Source organism: Acinetobacter sp. SFA, from assembly GCF_001647535.1.
GTDB lineage: Bacteria > Pseudomonadota > Gammaproteobacteria > Pseudomonadales > Moraxellaceae > Acinetobacter > Acinetobacter pecorum.
In genome coordinates this window covers 43,245-61,070 of sequence record NZ_LSZI01000020.1, presented here as the reverse complement: position 1 = coordinate 61,070, position 17,826 = coordinate 43,245, and the positions used below count along the sequence as shown (strand labels likewise).

Sequence of the window (17,826 nt, the reverse complement as noted above, 5' to 3'; positions counted from 1 at the left end):
GAAAATTAAATACTTCTTATGGCCCCAATAAAATATAAAAAATTAATTAAAATATAGAATAACTGCCTAAAAATCAATAAACCCATAATAAAATTAGGTGTATATTGAAAATACAATTTTTTTTGTATAAGAGCATCTTTGTATGTCGACTAAATTTATCATCCGTTTTGCTGCGATACTATTTTCTATACTTATTTTGACTGCATTAGTTATTAAATTTTTCTTTAGCCCAGATGTAACCATCGTGCTATGGATTTTTGCTGTGCCTTTCATTTTAGGTATACCAATTTTAGCTTCTGTTGTATTGGCCACCAATGAAGAGCTGGACCTTCATAGCGTGAATTAGAATCTAATCTTGAGCTAAAAGTTAGAGTAGCCGCCATTTTGGCGAATTTATTCCTAATAAATTTTTTAAGTCATACACGACTCCTTAGTACGTCAAAAATGAGTGTATGTATATGCTCATTTTTTATGGCTTGATCTGATAGTTTTGATTTAAGTTCGTCATTATCTAATTTACATAAACCCTAAGAAATAGTGGAATATTCCCATCCTTACTCATTCAATATAGTGATTCATCATAACTCATTATTTTAGAGAAAACAGAATGCCTAGAAATAACTATTTGCCAGCTCTAGAACAAGTTTATGAATTTTTAATAGAGCGTCCAAATTTTAAAAATCAAAGCGAATTTGATAAATCAATAGAGTATTTTAAAACTCTACATGAAAGTGATCCTCTGGATTTCAGGGTGCAAACACCTCATGTTGTAGCAGGAAAATTTGGTGCTAAAGAAACCATAAATTTAGGATCTATGCCAAAATTCACTGATAAAGAAAATTTCATTAACTGGATTGATGCGCAGATTAACTGTTAAGTCTTCACACTGACTCATCATAGGCTGGATTCTAGATATTATTCATACATTCAGTAACATGTAGTACAGAAAATAATCAAAACTGGATTGGAAAGCTACAAACTTGAATGATAACTTTATATTTAAATCTTCCCGGTGATGAGGTAAACAATGAAGTTGTTAACTTTGGTAGGCATGGGAGTTGCAGCAAGTTATTGTTATAAAACTATGAAAAATGGCAAGCTCGCTCTTTCAAAGCCTGACTTTGATGAAAGTGTAAAACGGTTTGTCTTGCAAGAATTTGCAGCTTCACATTCCTGATTTTTTTTATAAAAAGGCTCATAAGATAGTGAGCTTTTTTATTTTCTAAAAGCTTATAACTTTAATATTCATATTAAAAGCAGTTTTATTATACTCAGCGTGCTATAAAGCTATTACATTGGCTATTTTAAATAATTAAATGAGAAAAAATGGGCGATGAAGATGAATGGTGTGAACTTATATATTCTGAGGCTTTAAGACTACACAAAACATCACGTTATAAGGCAATTGATAAACTTAGATTCTTTGCCTTGATTTTAGAATTATTCGTCGAGATGCGCAATGATGAGGCAACTATTCAGATAAAGACAGTAAATATCAAGTTTAAGTTAAGATCTAAGAATTATATTTTTTGGGTGTTTGAAATTCCTGATTATCAGGATAAAAGATTATTTATGACATATATGTATCGTCAATTAAGTAAATTTTGAAGTATATTTATGGTTAAAATATTTAATTAATTCCACAACTATAGCTATTAATTATGCAACTATAGTTTTTTTATATGCTTATGGATGATTATATATTTTTATTTAGAAATTGCCTATGCTCTGCATGTTGTTCATTTTAACAACATACCTGAATCAGCGCAAAATTGAGGAAGGGGAAAGCCTATCGCTAGATAGGCTTTTTTTTTAGATGTACATTTCATTCCACGAAATGTAATTTAAAGTGAATATAAAGGTGAAGATTATTAATACTCTTTATATTCTATTTATAAATTTGAAATGCTATATATGTTTTACGAAAAAAAAGAAAATGTATATAAGATACATATCCTGAATACAGTATTAGCCTGCTTATTCAAAAGGTTAAAGAGGTTTTTTAATTGAAAAACTGATGTAATCTTATATTAAAGAACTCTATATTCTATAGCTGTAGTTTCTTCCAGTTGTTGCCTTCCTTTCTAAGGAGGATTTTTTGAACAGAGAAGACCAAAATTCAAACCTCTATTTTGTTTATTCAGTTACACAAATGATCATCGTTAACTATTGAATGAATCCCGTAAATATTTGAGCATGATATTTTCTTGGTTAAATAAATGAGGGACCGCCATGATAGATGAAGAAAAGCCGTTGAACTTTGACGATGATAATGTGCCTCAAGATTTTGAAGATGAAGAATTTATCGATGATCAGAAAGAGGATGAAATGTACAACGCTATTACCAAAGACGGTTCAAGTGTTGATCCTGCAGATGACGGGACACGTCATATTCGACCTGAAGATGGCGACCCGATTGAAATAGAAGAGTAATAAAAAGCCCAATTTAATATTGGGCTTTTTATTGTATGGCAGAAGAAATATGAGCTGCAGTATTTTTCATTTAATGAGTCAAGCTATTGAATAAAAAATACCTAAAAAAATGATCACTAATCTTATTTTTCATCTTCATAAAAAGCTCTCCATTACGAGATCTTCTAGATCAGATAAAACAATAAATAGCCGAAGTTATCTTTTGAGTGAAAAGAGATTTACTCTTTAAAGGTCTCATTGAGAGCGGTTTGCACCGCTTCAACGCGTGCTTTACAGGCTTTATAAGCTGTCATGGACTCTTCCACGATTCTCATCAAGTTGTCGATATCTGGTTCTTGCTGGGATTCCAGCAGTTCCGCATTCTTTTTCAAGATGTTATAACCTTCTTCAAAGCTTAAAGTATCATGATTCATGAGGAAGTACCTGTATGAGCTGTGCTGAAAATAGGCCATCGTGTAATTCAATCTGAACAGGCTGCTGATTATCAATTTGAGTAATTGAACTCATCACATGATCTTGCTGGCGAACGATGGCATAACCTTTGGATAAAACGTGTTGAGGGTTTTGTAGCAGCGTTTCTCGCATCAGGGCATCAAGCTGCTGATTCATGAGCTGGGTATGCTGCTGGGCTAGACTGGCAGTATTAGACTTGATCTGTTGCAGACGTTGCAGGGCATCGAAAATCTGGTTGTTGGCCAGAGTTTGAATCAGTTTAAAAAAATGATCATTCTGGTTCTGGTAAGCCTGAATCTGTTGTTGAGATAAACGCTGAATCCGCTGTAGACAATTCGCCACCTCCTGAGTCAGTTCAACTATATGATTGCGGATGCCTGCAATGACTTTACTTGGAGTATCAAAGGAACGATGCGCAATTTCATCCAGAATAGTACGGTCTTTCTCATGACCAATGCCGACCCAAATGGGTACCGAGCGTTTGCAGAGCAGGGCAGCCAGATCATAATCGTTCAAATAAGCCAGATCATTGACTGCACCGCCGCCCCGTATAATGACGATCAGATCCGGTGCAGCCTCATAGGTCTGCACCCATTGTTTAAGTGCTTGTGCCAGACTTTGCATAATATTTTGAGGGGCTGTATTTCCCTGAAAAGTCGCACTATGATAAATAAACTCACACACCTGTGCTCGCTGTAATGCATCGGCATCTTTTCTAAAATCTCCAAGTCCTGCTGCATTTTCGGGAGAAATCACTAAAATCCGGTTTAGATCAAAGGGACTGGGCAAATTTTTATTACGCTGAATGAGTCCTTCAGCCGTCAACCGCTCGACAATCTGCTGGTAGCGCCGGGCAATATCTCCCAACGTGTAGCCCGAGTCAATTTCGACGATATTTAATGAAAATCCATACTGTGGATCAAAATTGGCTTTGACCTTAATCAGCACTTTTAGGTCTCGACTCAGTTCAATCCCGCTTTCACGTTCAAACTGCGAGACCATTTTCTGGGCACTAAACTTCCAGATGGTTGCACGGCAACTGGCAATGACCTGATTACTATCCGCTTCTTTTTCTGCCAGCTCAAGATAATAATGGCCGGCTTTAATACTTAAATTTCGAATCTCGGCTTTGACCCATACCGGTGTATCGAAAGTGTGTTTGACCACTTCCTGCACCGTAGCAAGATATTCCTTAAGGGAGAGTTGAGGATCGTCTGTCATGCTAATAGAAAGTTTAAAATTCAATCAAATCTTAAATCAATCCCGTTGAGATCACAAATTTAAAAGTAAGAATAGATAGGAGTGATGTAATTACAATGTAATTCTTTTGGAATGTATAAATATCTACATGGGATGATTAATTGATTGTATTTTATTCTAAAGCAATTTTTTTATTTGATATGTATTCTTTTAATCGAGATTTCAAAGCATTATAGAGCCTAATTTATTGCTGTTTTATTTTCAGTTTTTAATAATTAGAAAGGCTAAAAATCTATACAGACTTCAGCCTGATGGTGATTAAAAAATATGCTAGATTGACAAAGAATGATTAAGAAAGAATTAGCTCTCATGAAAAAAACAATACTGTTTAGTATATTAGCTATCACTTTAAGCGCATGTACTACCATGCCATCATCAGAAAAGGAAACTCCTAAATTAGGGATGGCAAATCCCGCAAGTGAGTATTGTGTCAAGCAGGGTGGTAAGATTGAAATCCGCACTGAAAGTAAGGGGCAGGTTGGATATTGTCATTTAAAGAATGGTCAGGTTGTCGAGGAGTGGGAGTTGCTGCACTTGAATCAACCTAAATGTATTGCTGATCAGGCAACGGCTTTGGTCGGTCAATCTAATCTGACTGAAGAACAAATCAAGCAAAAAACCAAAGCACAAATTGTACGTATGGTCGAACCGGGACAAGCGGTAACCATGGATTATCGTGAAGAACGGGTGACTGTAACGGTGGATCCTGTAAGTAAAAAGATTATTCAGGCCTCATGCGGGTAATCATGCAGATTGAAGAAATCCGTTGAGGAGTTTTTTAAAATTTAGCATGACCGGCATTTTGAAATGACAAATCTTCTCCGATCTTTTATATTGCCCCTCGGAAGGAGAAATTCATGAAAAAGTTATTGGCTTTATCGTTTATGCTGGCTCTGGCTGGTTGTGCCGAGAAGAAACCCTTAACCCCTGAAGAGCAGTGGCAAGGTTATTGTCGAAGTGTCGGTAATGCAGCGCGTACCATTATGCTGGATCGTCAGAATGCAATTGAGAAAGAAAAAGCAATCGAGCATGCCAACAAGATTGACGATGAAACCACTAAAGGTTTTATACTGGATATTATTGATGAAGTTTATGCGCTTCCAGAAGCTGAGATCAAGACAGATGTAAAAGCAGCTCGTGAAAAAGTTCGCGCTGAATTTACTGCAAAGTGTATTGCGACTCCGCATGATGAATTACCAGATTACAAACCGTTCTAAGGAACGGTTTTTTTATGAATAACTAAAATCACTCGGTAAATATTACAACTACAAGATATTTAACTATCAACATCTAAAACACGGTGCAATAGAAATAGCCTAAGTAAAGGCACACTTTGTGACAATTTCTAAATCTCAAATATAGAAAAGCTTATCTTAATACTGAATAATGAACTTAACTCCAATTAACCGAGGAGTAGCACTATATGGAAGTCGTAAGATATTTGCATCATTCGGATCTGCTATTAGAAGATGAACATGGTGTAGTGATCATTGGCGGAAGCCGCTATGTACTTAGCATCGGTGATAAAGTCATTTTAAAGAAGATGCTAGAACAGGATAAAAAGCTTTATCAGATAGATATTTCCTTTGCCAGCAATAATCACAGTACAACCTGTGAAGATGAATGTGTGGTGAAATTCCAAGGCTGCCGAAACTCATATCAGCAGTATTTAAACTCAACCACTGTACACTAAGGTGGAGTATCTTTTTCACTTCAAATCAGGCAACATCATGGTTGCCTTTTTTATACATTAAATTCCGTTAAAAGAGTCAATTCATGCGCTCGTTTCATGTGGTGTAAGCTGGAACTGATTATGGAATAATCATTAAGGGCATCATTTAGTTATAAAATAACGAGCATCACAAAGAAACACTTGAGTTGCATTAACTTTTAAGTGGAAATTTAGTAAAATTTCGGAGTCCATATTATTTGTGAAGCTTGGAATAAGCAGGAATTCATAAGTAATTTTTTAAAAAAGAGGAATAACACTGTGCTAGAAGCTTACCGCCAACACGTTGAAGAACGTGCCGCACTCGGAGTCCCACCGAAGCCACTTGACGATGCCCAAACAGCTGCATTAGTTGAACTACTAAAAAACCCGCCAGCTGGTGAAGAAGCATACTTGGTAGATTTGCTTGAAAACCGTGTACCAGCAGGTGTTGACCAAGCTGCATATGTAAAAGCTGCGTTCTTAGCTGCATTGGCAAAAGGCGAAGCAACCTCTCCACTTGTTTCTAAAGAACGTGCGGTTTACTTACTGGGCACTATGCTTGGTGGTTATAACGTAGCGCCTTTAGTTGAACTTTTAGACAATGCCGAGCTTGCTGAACTTGCAGCTGAAGCATTGAAAAAAACGCTTCTTGTATTTGACGCGTTCCACGACGTTGCTGACAAAGCACGTGCAGGCAATGAAAATGCGAAAGCAGTTCTTCAATCATGGGCAGATGCTGAATGGTTCACAAACCGTCCAGATGTTCCTGAAGAAATTAAACTGACAGTTTTCAAAGTCACTGGCGAAACCAATACTGATGACCTGTCTCCAGCTCAAGACGCTTGGAGCCGTCCAGACATTCCATTGCACGCAAATGCAATGCTGAAAAACGAACGTGATGGTATCAACCCAGAAGTTCCGGGTGAAGTTGGCCCATTAAACCAGATCAAAGAACTGATCGCGAAAGGCAACAAGGTTGCTTACGTAGGTGACGTTGTTGGTACAGGTTCTTCTCGTAAGTCTGCTACTAACTCTGTACTTTGGTTCTTCGGTGACGAAATCCCGCATATTCCGAACAAAAAAGAAGGCGGTTACTGCCTGGGTTCTAAAATTGCTCCGATTTTCTTCAACACAATGGAAGACGCTGGTGCGTTACCAGTTGAAATCGACGTAGCAAACATGAACATGGGCGACGAGATCACCCTTAAGATCGACAAAGCTGCTGCTAAAGTAACTGCGTTCAAAGACGGCGCGCAAATTGCTGAAGCTGATCTTAAAACTCCAGTACTTCTAGACGAAGTTCGTGCGGGCGGTCGTATTAACCTGATCATTGGTCGTGGTTTGACTACTAAAGCACGTGAAGAGCTAGGTCTTCCTGTATCTACATTGTTCCGTACGCCTGTACAACCTGCTGCAACTGGCAAAGGCTTCACGCTTGCTCAGAAGATGGTTGGTCGTGCTTGTGGTCTTCCAGAAGGTCAAGGTGTTGTTCCAGGTACATACTGTGAACCACGTATGACAACTGTTGGTTCTCAAGATACAACAGGTCCAATGACGCGTGACGAACTTAAAGACCTTGCATGCCTGGGCTTCTCTGCTGACCTGGTAATGCAATCTTTCTGTCACACAGCTGCGTATCCAAAACCAGTTGACGTTCAAATGCAACACACGCTTCCTGATTTCATCATGAACCGTGGTGGTGTTTCTCTACGTCCAGGTGACGGTATTATCCACTCTTGGTTAAACCGTATGCTTCTTCCAGATACAGTTGGTACTGGTGGTGACTCACATACTCGTTTCCCAATCGGTATTTCATTCCCTGCGGGTTCTGGTCTGGTAGCGTTCGCTGCTGCAACTGGTGTTATGCCACTTGACATGCCAGAGTCTGTTCTTGTGAAGTTCAAAGGTAAAATGCAACCTGGTATCACACTACGTGACCTGGTACATGCAATTCCTTACGTAGCGATCCAAGAAGGTGACCTGACTGTTGAGAAGAAAGGTAAGAAAAACATCTTCTCTGGCCGTATCCTTGAGATCGACCTGACAGAAATGGAAACTGACCTGACTGTTGAGCAAGCATTCGAACTTTCTGATGCTTCTGCTGAACGTTCTGCTGCTGGTTGTGCGATCACTCTTTCTGAAGAGAAAGTTGCTGAATACCTACGTTCTAACATCACTATGCTGAAATGGATGATTTCACAAGGCTATGGCGATGCTCGTACTATGGCGCGCCGTGTTGAGAACATGGAAAAATGGTTGGAAAATCCATCACTTCTTAAAGCTGATGCTGATGCTGAATACACTAAAGTGTATGAAATCGACCTTTCTACGATTACTGAACCAGTTCTTTGCTGCCCGAACGACCCAGATGATGCAAAACTTCTTTCTGACGTTCAAGGCGTGAAAATTGATGAAGTATTCATCGGTTCTTGTATGACTAACATCGGTCACTTCCGTGCAGCTGGTAAACTTCTAGACAAAGTACCTGGTGGTTCTTTATCTACTCGTCTATGGTTGGCTCCTCCAACTCGTATGGACGAACACCAGTTAATGGAAGAAGGTTTCTACAATACTTATGGTAAAGCTGGCGCTCGTACAGAAATGCCAGGCTGTTCACTGTGTATGGGTAACCAGGCACGTGTAGCACCGAACACGACTTGTGTATCGACTTCTACTCGTAACTTCCCGAACCGTTTAGGTCAAGGTGCGAACGTTTACCTGGCATCTGCTGAGCTTGCTTCTGTTGCTGCTGTATTGGGTAAATTACCTTCTCCAGAAGAATACCAACAGTACGCTGCTCAAATCGACAGCATGTCTGCTGACATCTACCAATACTTGAACTTCGACAAGATGAGCGAGTATACAGATGCTGCTAAAGACATCGATACTAAGAAAATTGCTGCTGCTCAATTAGCTTAATGTATTGATAATTAAATTAATTTGAGTTAAGAGTAAGGGCTGATTTATCAGCCCTTATTTTTTGAGATATTTATAGTGAAGTCATTAGAAATTCAGAGTTTAGAAATAAATAATAAGTCTATTTATATATTTGAAGATCATTCTTTAGCTTTTAAGGCTTGGTTAAATATAAGAAATAGAATAGATGGACAGTCCTTTGTTATTACTTTAGATCATCACACAGATACTCATCAACCATTGTGTTACTTTTCTGCTTCAGAGAAGTATAAATCTGATGAAGTAATATCTTATGAAGATTTTTATGAAAGAATTATACAAACACATTTTGAAAATTTAGATTTATATGATGAGCATGAAGTTAATAGTTTTGTAATGAAACTACATTACGACGAACATATCTCTTCTGCAATTCAAAAAGAAATAATTACGCATTCTATTTCAATTCAATGGGATCATAATTCTGGTACACAGTCTATAGAAGAGAATGAATATGATAAACAACCAACTCTAAAAGATTTATATACTCAATTTGGATTTGAAGAAGGTAAACAAAAATATTCAGATTTAAAACCAGCACCTATACCACCTTTTAGTTATAAATTACCAGCGAATAGAATGTTTATCGTTGGTTATTCGCATTTTGACTGATTAAGCACTGATGATGGTATATATGATTTAGCATTAGAAGATGAATTTTTAGAGAATCAATTTAACATAGTAAAGAATATGAATGAAAATAGTGGCTTACCAGATATCGATGCGGGTGGATATATTTTAGATATAGATCTTGATTATTTTCATACACAAAAATCAATTTCGCCTCATAATCAGTTTTTTTTTAGTAAATTGGTAAAAGAGTCTGTTGCGATTACTATTGCTAAAGAAAGCAGATGTGTATTAGATTTACGTACAGATGGTGAAGAAATTACTAGTAAGAGTTTACTGAAAGACTTATTAGATCATATTGCAAGAATCTTAAGTAATTAGAAGTATAAGATTTCTTTTATCTACACTTATCATCAATAAATTGTTCTAATTCACGTCTTCAAAGATGATTTAAAATGTAGATTTTCTAATGCCCAAACAATCCCGCTTCCTCTGTATTGGTGGTTTCCTCAACGGAACCCAAGTCAAAGACCAAGGTGATAGTTTTATCTGTGTCGAAAAAGGTAAAAACGTCATCTACACCAAAAAGGAAATTTTCCATCCTGATTCATGGAATCATGACTACTATGTTTGTGAAACCATCACAGACAAACAGGCTCGTAATTGGGTCTATGACATTGAAAGCTGATTAAACCGTTATTTTTATAAATTTCAGATATTAAATAGCCCCAAGGTTAAGGGGCTATTTAATATACATGAGAAGACTTTATTGTATTTGGGTTTCCTGACTGCGACTTTCACTAGATTCTCATAAATAATCCATAATCTTTTGAGTTTACCAATACCCCAGTATTTTCCACCAAATTCCGCCTAATACTATAAAAATAAGCATATTGATTACACTCATGACAAAACCGGCTTTCCACCACTCAACGAGCGTTGTATAACCTGAACCGTAAATAATAGGTGAGGTCCCGGTCGCATAATGGGTAAGTGTCATCATGATACTTGAGGCAGCGGCCATCATTAAAGCAAAATACATTGGGGGAGCACCTACTGCAATACCAGCTATGTAAAATGCTGAAAACATTGCGGTAATATGAGCAGTTGTACTGGCAAAAATATAATGGGCATACATATAAGACAGTAATAAAAACATGGATGCGGGAACCCAGCTCAAACCCATTTGTTCAATGCTTGCTTGTAAAGCACTGGAAAACCACGCGATTAATCCCAGCTTATTAAGAAAGGTTGCCATCATGACCAAGGCTGCGAACCATGTAATAGTGTCCCAGGCGCTCTTATGTGTCAAAACATCTTCCCAAGTTAGAACACCGGTGAGAAGCAAAAGTGATAATCCAATAAAAGCGGTGGTAGTAGGATCTAATGACCATATATCACCCAGAATCATGGCTGGAATCCCTGCCCAGAGTACCAATAAAACGCCGAAGACAAACAGCATTATCATTTCATCTCTGCTGATGGGACCCATTTCTATTAAACGATCTCTGGCAAACTGCGCAGCATCCGGTGTCTTTTTAATTTCGGGTGGATACATGAAATAAAGTACAAGTGGCATTACAGCAAGCGCCACAATCCCGGGTAAAACCATAGCCAATGCCCATGTAGTCCAACTCAGACTAATTTGCATGTCGGTTGCATCTGCAATAAGTTGAACGATTAAAGGGTTTGGTGCAGTCGCAGTGATAAACATTGCAGACGTAATGGGATTGGAATGATAATTCACCAAGGCTAAATATTTGCCGATTTTACCTTCCGTACCTTTTGCCGGATCGGAGTCAAAACTTGTAGCAATGGAGCGGACGATCGGGTGAATGATCCCACCCCCACGCGCAGTATTACTTGGCGTGACTGGAGCAAGAATTAATTCTGATAAGGCCATACTATAACCAATACCTATCGTCCTTTTGCCCCACACCGCAATAAAATAATAACCTAGCCGAGCTCCCAAACCTGTTTTTTGTAATCCTTTCGAGATCATGATGGATATACCAATCAACCAAATCAGTGGAAGAGCAAAGCCACTTAGCGCATCTTTAATCGCATCAGCGGGGTTATCTGATGTCACGCGTGTAACTGCAACGAGAGCAATTGCAATAATTGAAATGGCACCGATCGGCATCGCTTTACCGATAATAGCTGCAATCACACCTATGAACATGGCGAACAGCAACCAGGCGTTCGCGGTAACGCCTTGTGGTATAGGAATAAGAAGCCAGATAATCAATGTGATAGCCACGGAAACTAATGTTGGTATTAATTTAAATCCCATCACGCCTTACTCCCACACATAATAATAATTATTATTTGATCATAATGATCACAACTGATATTGAAGTCTAGCGCTGGTAACATATTCTCCATAAAAAGAGCAGGGGCTTTAAAGTGGTCTCAATAAAATTTATTAAAATATTTATGTAAAATATATTTTAAATATAAATTGATAATGGTGAAGTTGATTTAAAATTAATGGATGAAAAATTTTTTAATTAGAAGGATGTTTAATGTTATAAATGGTTTTAATCCCTATTGTTTATCCCTAAAAGTATAATTTAAAGAATGATAAAATTATTCTATATAACCCTCTATTATAATAAAAATGATATTAATAAGGGTTTATTTGTTTTAAAATAATAGTTTAATAGGTTTTAAGTTTTTTATTGGGATTGATTGTTAGTAAATTGAATTTAAATGTTTTTTAAAATTATAGGTTTAATTAAATAGGTAATCTTAAGCAAGTTTAGTTATGTTGGTTGTGTTTTTATTGATGGGTTTTAAATTTAATAATACTATTTTGTGTAATATTATAAAAATTCTGATTAATATACCCTTAATATAGATACTGTGGGTATAAATTTTATACCATTTTTCTTATATATTGAATATATCGAAATGGAAAAGGTAGAGAAGGTTAATGGTTTTAGTGGCTTTATCTAATTACAAATTCTAGATTTTATATTTTATTATGAATTTTTATAATAAATCGAGATAATATATAGATTTTCTAAAAAATTAAGCAGCTTAGAATATGTTAATAAGGTATCTATTCGATCACTGGTTAATTGAAAAAATGTGTGTGTTGGAATTTTTTTAAATTAAAGTTAAGAAAACTTATAATTTGATATATTTCAAAATTTTGGAATATTTTAATTTCATTAAAGGTTTAACAAAAACAGTAAGATATATAACATTTATCTGATTGATCCACTGCTTAAAATTGCGGAAAACTACATACTAGAGGATAAATTTATTGCTGGACTGAATATGAATTATGAAATGGATGCCTTTCTGACCATTATCATCGCTGTTTTTGTTTTGATGGTCGGATTTTTGGTAGTAAACAAAATCAGAATTCTAAAACAATATAATATTCCTGAGCCTGTTGCCGGAGGGCTTGTCGCTGCAGTAATTACTTATATTTTATTTAAAAATTTTAATATTACAGTAAATTTTGATGCCAATATTCAGCAAATATTTATGCTGATGTTCTTTACCTCTGTAGGTCTCAGTGCCAGTTTGGTAAAGCTGAAAGAGGGAGGTAAGGCTCTTCTTCTATTTTTAGGTTGTGTCGTGGCTTTTGTTTTTGTCCAGAATGTCGTCGGAATCAGCTTGGCCAAGGTCTTGGGCCTAGATCCCCTGATTGGTCTGATTACAGGTTCAGTCACCCTAACCGGAGGTCATGGTACGGCCGGTGCATGGGGTATGGTTTTTGAAAGGGATTATGGTATTCAGGGTGCGGTAGTTTTAGGTATGGCCAGTGCAACTTTTGGTTTAGTCATCGGCGGTATGATGGGTGGGCCAGTGGCCAAGTTTCTGATTCGTCGTCATCAGCTGGCAGAAGAATTAGCACCAAGTTCAGGGCGAAATGAAGCCCCACCTTCATCAGAAACGGCGCCTTTTGAATACCCGGAAAAACTCGACTGATCACAGCAGATGATGCAGTAAAAACGCTAGGCATGTTTGCGATCTGTATCAGTTTTGCCTATTTCATGACAATAGCGGCTAAAGGACAGTGGTTCGAACTTCCGTCTTTTGTATGGGCCTTAATGTGTGGAGTGATTTTACGGAACTTTCTGGAACATGTGCTCAAAATTGAAATATTTGACCGGTGTATTGATGTTTTTGGAAATGCCTCATTGTCTTTATTTTTAGCTATGGCATTGATGTCATTACAGTTATGGTTGCTGGCAGATTTGGCCGGAGCATTGGTAATTATCTTGATTGTACAAGCCTTTGTTCTTGCACTTTATCTATACTTTGTGACATTTAGGGTGATGGGTAAAAGTTATGATGCAGCAGTATTGTGTGCAGGACAATGCGGGGTCAATCTTGGTGCGACTCCAACAGCAATTGCCAATATTCAGGCAGTTACCAATACTTATGGACCTTCACATAAAGCTTTCCTGATCATCCCTTTAACAGGTGCTTTCTTTGTGGATATTGTGAATGCAGTGGTGATTCAGTCTATATTAAGCATCTTTGGTTAAGTTGCTGAATTTTTTCAAAAATCTATGAATATTATTTCAAAAAATTTAAGCATTAAAAAGCCCCATGGTTAGGGGCTAGTCGTATACAGGTCAAGCCCATATACTGTAAGAGGCTCATCTCAAACTGGGTGTATTAGAACACAGTCATCGTGAAATAACCACTTGAATCTGCTCTAGACCGCTAGTTGTTGTTCAATTACTGGCCATAAATTCTGATGCGATTTCTTGAACATCAGCATATGGCCAATGGTTTTATGCGCATAATTTTCAGGTTTGAGCTCAATCATCTGGGTTGATGCCTGAGGATATAGTCGTAGTAAATCCTTTACATTCTCTTCCGTGGCAATTTCGTCATCCGAGGACCAGATCGCAGTAATCGGGCAGGTGATTTGAGTATGAAAATTTGAGTCAGGTGAAACAAGTTTACCGATCGCATTGATGACATAACCCGGTTTGCTGCAAAATTGTGCCCATTGTTGTGCTACATCTTTCGGCAGGTTTTCCCCCATGCCAATTGCTTGGGTCGGGCCATAGCCTTTCGTGATCCGGGCCAGAGGGAAAATAATATTAAACATGACTGGTGCCAGCAGTTTGGTTTTACCTTTAAGTCTTTTCAAATGTCCGGTTGAACCAGACACTGCCACTACTTTAGCGACTTTAGAATAATTTGGCACAATGCCTAAAAGTTGACCGCCAGCACTATGTCCCAGTAACGTCACTTTTTCTGCATGGGTTCGCGCCAATAAAGTATCAATCGCGGCCGGAATATCCAGTTGCCCCCATTGTACAATACTGGCTTTTGAATTTTTCAACGGACCTGCCAGTGAATCACCAATTCCCCGAAAATCAAAGACCATGACTGCATAGCCTTGAGCCTGCAACCAGACACAGAATTGATGATAAAACTGCTTGGTAATGCCGGTGGCTGGACACACTAATACAGGCAGTTCTTTAGATTCAGAAATAGCTGCATAAAAACGTGCATTTAAGTTATAGCCATCCTGGCACTGCAGAGTCAATGTTTCAAATTCAGACATACGTTACACTATAATTTTAGAGTCCTGATCAAGCTTTTACTCTACAGATTTTTAGCAGGGTAGCTTGGCTAAAACATGACTTAAAAGTCAGTAAAATAATAGAGAGGGAATGAACTTATGCAGCTAATGGAGCTTGAGCTGGCCGTTAAAATAGCCATTATTTTTAGTGGAATATTCTTGTGGGTGGGAATGTTTACCGGCGTCTGGAAATATTGGCAGATTCGTCAATCACCTCAGTCACGCGCACATTATTATGTCGATATTGCTCATCGTAGCAGCCTGCTTTATGCACCAGCCACATTAATTTTAGCAGTGCTGGCATATTGTTCAGCGTTGCCAAGTGTCGTGAACTTAATTTGCGTACTCATCAATATCGTGTTTTTCAGCTTTTCTATTGCGGCTTATATGCTGCATGGTTTCCTGCAAGACACGACCAATCAGTTTAAGCAGCCTCATCAATTAGGTAAGTTTCATTTACCTGGTAGTTTAATGACTTTAGCTATGCTGGGATTAATTGTTGCAGAATTAGGCGGGACAGGAATATTGCTTTATGGGGGATTTGCTGGATTGTTTTAATGATTATTTTTAATAAGTATTCTGAAAATGTGAGAATAATTGAAATATTAAGACTCTTTTTTCACCAGATGGATGACTGGCCAATCATCCATCTGGGCTAATTTAAAATTTGATTATCTGTATTTCTGGTCGATGGCCGCCCAAAGGAAAAAGGCGGCTGAGACAATCAGTGCATAACCAAAGTATTCAAGTTTTAAATTACCTTGAATTAAACAATGGACGGTTAAAGTCAGCATGAGAGCAAAAGTGGTGCATATAAATGTCACCAGATTGGTGTTGTTGGCTTTAAGAGCGTCAATGAAGACTTGCTTGTTGAAATGTAATGATAACATCTCCATCCCTCCCATTTATTTATGTTATTGAAGATTAAAGCAGATTTAATTAGTCAGAATTGAACATACAGTTGTACTGTTTAATTCAGACCTTTGCAACTGCCCTAACAGGCTTTTCCAGTCAAAATGGCCATCTTTAGTCGAATAACTACATAATTGATTGATTATGTGAGTATTTATTTTTAATGGTTTCACCTCCAGATAGTTTGTCATACAAGCTGCGTCGAAATTCACTACGACAAGATAGAAAATGCAAATTCTACGCCAAATATATGTAGCATTAATCAGAACTATGTAAGACTACGTATCACTCGCTGGGGAACTTGGTATAGGTTGGCAACAATAGGTATCTAAAATTAGGAAATTAAAAGTTTTGTTTATATTTATATAAAAAATAAAATAATTTAAGCAGAACCTTATTTTATAAAAAGAATTTTATAGAAGGTCTAAATAGGAAAATTATAGCCGTGATTTGATGTCATTGTGTAGAAACAATAAATGTCCGTTTGGGTAAAACCTGACAATTATTGATCATGCTCAAACCGGATTTTGGGTAAAAATACGATTTATCAGACGTCCTAGAAATTTTAGTTTCTAATACGGTCAATCACAGCTGTAATCAGCAATACAATCATGGATGGAATAAACCAAGCCAGATTCTGCTCTGAAAGTGGTAGATTTTGTAACAATACGGGCAATTCAAAACCGGCAACTTTTATTCCGTCAAAAATACCAAAAATAAAGGCAACCAGGGTTACAGGAGCAATTACATGCGAGGGTTTCTTGAAGAAACTTGCACAGAAACTCAGCATAATGACACTAATCGCAGGCGGATAAATCGCACTCAATACGGGCACTGAAACGGCGATCAGTTTGGTTAAACCCAGATTTGAGATAACCAGTGAGAAGCCGACCAGAATAAAGACAAAAATCTTGTACGGAATTTTGGTTAAACTGGAGAAATACTCGGCACAGGCACAGGTCAGGCCAATTGCAGTCACCATACAGGCAATAAAAATCATGCCCGACAGGAAGTAAGCGCCCATATCGCCAAAGGCATGTTGTACATAGGCATGCAGGATAATGGCACCATTGGCTGCATTTGGTGCAATATCATGGCTACCAAGCCCAAGTTTAAACAGGCTTAAATACACCAGAGTTAAACCAATACCAGAGATAATGCCGGCATTGACCGCATATTTGGTAATCAGTTTTTTATCCGTTACACCACGTGAAGTAATGGCTTTGACAATTACAATACCGAAAACTAAAGCGCCTAAAGTATCCATGGTTAAATAACCATTCACGATGCCTTCAGTCACTGGACTGGTAATGTAATTATCAATCGCAGCAGGCGGATTGCTGGCAGGAATCATCACGGCTGCTACACCCAAAATCACCAGAGCGATAATTTTAATTGGCGAAAGGAAATAGCCGACGGTATCCAGAATCTTGTTTGGATATAAAGACACCACTGTCACTATGGCAAAATAGATAATGCTATATATGAGCAGGCTGCCAGATTCATTGCCAAAGTAAGATGAAAAACCGATTTCATAAGAAACGGTTGCAGTACGTGGGGTTGCAAATAAAGGGCCAACAGCCAAGTAACACACGACAGTCAGCAAAATACTGGCTGCTTTACCAAGAGGTGAACTTAGGGCCTGAATGGAACCTTCAACGCGAGACAGGGCAATAATGGTGATCACGGGTAAGCCCACTGCTGTAATAAGGAAACCTAAAGCAGCGAGCCATACGTGTTCACCGGCTTGTTGAGCCACAATCGGTGGAAAGATAATGTTGCCCGCACCAATAAATAATGCAAAGGTCATAAAACCTAAGGCGACAATATCCCGGGTACGCAGACTTGTCATAAAGGGAGATCAATAGAACAAAAGAAAGCAATTTTAGTGTATATGTCGAGTTTTTGGGAGCTTATTTTAAGGCGGGAAGCCTTGATTTTATTGAGTTTGCAAATTACATCACTCTAC

General features: G+C 37.7%; 19 protein-coding genes and 1 pseudogene. 14 read left to right on the top strand and 6 right to left on the bottom strand.

The annotated features are described in order from the left end of the window. Positions 1-142: 142 nt before the first annotated feature. The 5 genes from AY607_RS12440 (at position 143) to AY607_RS12425 (ending at position 2,433) form a co-directional block, all read left to right on the top strand. Positions 143-346 carry a hypothetical protein gene (locus AY607_RS12440; protein ID WP_064102676.1) on the top strand — a complete coding sequence of 68 codons (204 nt, stop codon included), beginning with the start codon at positions 143-145 and terminating at the stop codon, positions 344-346. Positions 347-607: 261 nt separating this feature from the next. After that, a complete protein-coding gene (locus AY607_RS12435) occupies positions 608-877 on the top strand; it encodes a hypothetical protein (RefSeq protein ID WP_064102675.1) in 270 nt (89 codons plus the stop codon). A gap of 150 nt (positions 878-1,027) precedes the next feature. Continuing rightward, positions 1,028-1,177, top strand: coding sequence for a hypothetical protein (locus tag AY607_RS15075; RefSeq protein WP_171255309.1), 150 nt, complete (start codon positions 1,028-1,030; stop codon positions 1,175-1,177). 149 nt (positions 1,178-1,326) lie between these two features. Beyond that, on the top strand, positions 1,327-1,608 hold the full coding sequence (locus AY607_RS12430; RefSeq protein ID WP_064102674.1) for a hypothetical protein: 282 nt from the start codon (positions 1,327-1,329) through the stop codon (positions 1,606-1,608). 624 nt (positions 1,609-2,232) lie between these two features. Further along, positions 2,233-2,433, top strand: coding sequence for a hypothetical protein (locus AY607_RS12425; RefSeq protein WP_064096485.1), 201 nt, complete (start codon positions 2,233-2,235; stop codon positions 2,431-2,433). 218 nt (positions 2,434-2,651) lie between these two features. On the opposite strand, the gene xseB is transcribed toward AY607_RS12425, so the two are convergent. Next, positions 2,652-2,846, bottom strand: a complete 195-nt coding sequence (gene xseB, locus AY607_RS12420) for an exodeoxyribonuclease VII small subunit (RefSeq protein WP_064096484.1) — start codon at positions 2,844-2,846, stop codon at positions 2,652-2,654. Then, positions 2,836-4,107, bottom strand: a complete 1,272-nt coding sequence (gene xseA / locus AY607_RS12415) for an exodeoxyribonuclease VII large subunit (RefSeq protein ID WP_064102673.1) — start codon at positions 4,105-4,107, stop codon at positions 2,836-2,838. Before xseA ends, xseB begins: the two co-directional genes overlap by 11 nt. Before the next feature lie 348 nt (positions 4,108-4,455). Between xseA and AY607_RS12410 the strand changes: the two genes are divergently transcribed. The 7 genes from AY607_RS12410 to AY607_RS12380 all read left to right on the top strand — a co-directional run bounded on the left by AY607_RS12410 (position 4,456) and on the right by AY607_RS12380 (position 10,070). After that, positions 4,456-4,890 carry an I78 family peptidase inhibitor gene (locus AY607_RS12410; RefSeq protein ID WP_064096667.1) on the top strand — a complete coding sequence of 145 codons (435 nt, stop codon included), beginning with the start codon at positions 4,456-4,458 and terminating at the stop codon, positions 4,888-4,890. A 113-nt stretch (positions 4,891-5,003) separates the two neighbouring features. Further along, positions 5,004-5,363, top strand: a complete 360-nt coding sequence (locus tag AY607_RS12405) for a hypothetical protein (RefSeq protein WP_064096482.1) — start codon at positions 5,004-5,006, stop codon at positions 5,361-5,363. Between the two features lie 206 nt (positions 5,364-5,569). Continuing rightward, positions 5,570-5,839 carry a hypothetical protein gene (locus AY607_RS12400; protein ID WP_064096481.1) on the top strand — a complete coding sequence of 90 codons (270 nt, stop codon included), beginning with the start codon at positions 5,570-5,572 and terminating at the stop codon, positions 5,837-5,839. Positions 5,840-6,136: 297 nt separating this feature from the next. Continuing rightward, entirely contained in the window at positions 6,137-8,776 is a 2,640-nt protein-coding gene (locus AY607_RS12395; protein WP_064102672.1) for a bifunctional aconitate hydratase 2/2-methylisocitrate dehydratase, read from the top strand. Positions 8,777-8,851: 75 nt separating this feature from the next. Further along, a complete protein-coding gene (locus tag AY607_RS12390; RefSeq protein WP_064102671.1) occupies positions 8,852-9,424 on the top strand; it encodes a UPF0489 family protein in 573 nt (190 codons plus the stop codon). Between the two features lie 78 nt (positions 9,425-9,502). Next, positions 9,503-9,763 carry a hypothetical protein gene (locus tag AY607_RS12385; protein WP_064102670.1) on the top strand — a complete coding sequence of 87 codons (261 nt, stop codon included), beginning with the start codon at positions 9,503-9,505 and terminating at the stop codon, positions 9,761-9,763. An 88-nt stretch (positions 9,764-9,851) separates the two neighbouring features. After that, the gene (locus AY607_RS12380; RefSeq protein WP_064095283.1) at positions 9,852-10,070 is read left to right on the top strand and encodes a hypothetical protein; all 219 of its coding nucleotides are present in this window, start codon (positions 9,852-9,854) and stop codon (positions 10,068-10,070) included. Between the two features lie 147 nt (positions 10,071-10,217). On the opposite strand, the gene AY607_RS12375 is transcribed toward AY607_RS12380, so the two are convergent. Then, positions 10,218-11,675, bottom strand: a complete 1,458-nt coding sequence (locus tag AY607_RS12375; RefSeq protein WP_064102669.1) for a DASS family sodium-coupled anion symporter — start codon at positions 11,673-11,675, stop codon at positions 10,218-10,220. Positions 11,676-12,667: 992 nt separating this feature from the next. Between AY607_RS12375 and gltS the strand changes: the two are divergent. Further along, positions 12,668-13,890 (top strand): annotated as a pseudogene (gene gltS / locus AY607_RS12370) (sodium/glutamate symporter). Between the two features lie 173 nt (positions 13,891-14,063). Here the strand turns inward: gltS and AY607_RS12365 are convergent. Next, positions 14,064-14,927, bottom strand: a complete 864-nt coding sequence (locus tag AY607_RS12365; RefSeq protein ID WP_064102668.1) for an alpha/beta fold hydrolase — start codon at positions 14,925-14,927, stop codon at positions 14,064-14,066. Between the two features lie 117 nt (positions 14,928-15,044). On the opposite strand from AY607_RS12365, the gene AY607_RS12360 reads away from it, so the two are divergent. Beyond that, on the top strand, positions 15,045-15,503 hold the full coding sequence (locus tag AY607_RS12360) for a hypothetical protein (protein WP_064095287.1): 459 nt from the start codon (positions 15,045-15,047) through the stop codon (positions 15,501-15,503). Positions 15,504-15,616: 113 nt separating this feature from the next. Here AY607_RS12360 and AY607_RS12355 read toward each other — a convergent pair whose 3' ends face one another. Both AY607_RS12355 and brnQ read right to left on the bottom strand, forming a co-directional pair. Further along, positions 15,617-15,835: a hypothetical protein gene (locus tag AY607_RS12355; RefSeq protein WP_004645284.1), complete on the bottom strand. Its 219-nt coding sequence runs from the start codon at positions 15,833-15,835 to the stop codon at positions 15,617-15,619. 587 nt (positions 15,836-16,422) lie between these two features. Further along, the gene (gene brnQ / locus AY607_RS12350) at positions 16,423-17,709 is read right to left on the bottom strand and encodes a branched-chain amino acid transport system II carrier protein (protein ID WP_064095288.1); all 1,287 of its coding nucleotides are present in this window, start codon (positions 17,707-17,709) and stop codon (positions 16,423-16,425) included. Between the last annotated feature and the right edge of the window lie 117 nt (positions 17,710-17,826).

What these genes read in the sequence shown, in the direction of transcription:
- xseB (WP_064096484.1), bottom strand. Translation starts at nt 2,846, where the DNA reads ATGAATCATGATACTTTAAGCTTTGAAGAAGGTTATAACATCTTGAAA.
- AY607_RS12360 (WP_064095287.1), top strand. Translation starts at nt 15,045, where the DNA reads ATGCAGCTAATGGAGCTTGAGCTGGCCGTTAAAATAGCCATTATTTTT.
- AY607_RS12410 (WP_064096667.1), top strand. Translation starts at nt 4,456, where the DNA reads ATGAAAAAAACAATACTGTTTAGTATATTAGCTATCACTTTAAGCGCA.
- xseA (WP_064102673.1), bottom strand. Translation starts at nt 4,107, where the DNA reads ATGACAGACGATCCTCAACTCTCCCTTAAGGAATATCTTGCTACGGTG.
- AY607_RS12375 (WP_064102669.1), bottom strand. Translation starts at nt 11,675, where the DNA reads ATGGGATTTAAATTAATACCAACATTAGTTTCCGTGGCTATCACATTG.
- AY607_RS12425 (WP_064096485.1), top strand. Translation starts at nt 2,233, where the DNA reads ATGATAGATGAAGAAAAGCCGTTGAACTTTGACGATGATAATGTGCCT.
- AY607_RS12385 (WP_064102670.1), top strand. Translation starts at nt 9,503, where the DNA reads ATGAATGAAAATAGTGGCTTACCAGATATCGATGCGGGTGGATATATT.
- AY607_RS12355 (WP_004645284.1), bottom strand. Translation starts at nt 15,835, where the DNA reads ATGTTATCATTACATTTCAACAAGCAAGTCTTCATTGACGCTCTTAAA.
- AY607_RS12365 (WP_064102668.1), bottom strand. Translation starts at nt 14,927, where the DNA reads ATGTCTGAATTTGAAACATTGACTCTGCAGTGCCAGGATGGCTATAAC.
- brnQ (WP_064095288.1), bottom strand. Translation starts at nt 17,709, where the DNA reads ATGACAAGTCTGCGTACCCGGGATATTGTCGCCTTAGGTTTTATGACC.
- AY607_RS12380 (WP_064095283.1), top strand. Translation starts at nt 9,852, where the DNA reads ATGCCCAAACAATCCCGCTTCCTCTGTATTGGTGGTTTCCTCAACGGA.
- AY607_RS12405 (WP_064096482.1), top strand. Translation starts at nt 5,004, where the DNA reads ATGAAAAAGTTATTGGCTTTATCGTTTATGCTGGCTCTGGCTGGTTGT.
- AY607_RS15075 (WP_171255309.1), top strand. Translation starts at nt 1,028, where the DNA reads ATGAAGTTGTTAACTTTGGTAGGCATGGGAGTTGCAGCAAGTTATTGT.
- AY607_RS12400 (WP_064096481.1), top strand. Translation starts at nt 5,570, where the DNA reads ATGGAAGTCGTAAGATATTTGCATCATTCGGATCTGCTATTAGAAGAT.
- AY607_RS12440 (WP_064102676.1), top strand. Translation starts at nt 143, where the DNA reads ATGTCGACTAAATTTATCATCCGTTTTGCTGCGATACTATTTTCTATA.
- AY607_RS12435 (WP_064102675.1), top strand. Translation starts at nt 608, where the DNA reads ATGCCTAGAAATAACTATTTGCCAGCTCTAGAACAAGTTTATGAATTT.
- AY607_RS12430 (WP_064102674.1), top strand. Translation starts at nt 1,327, where the DNA reads ATGGGCGATGAAGATGAATGGTGTGAACTTATATATTCTGAGGCTTTA.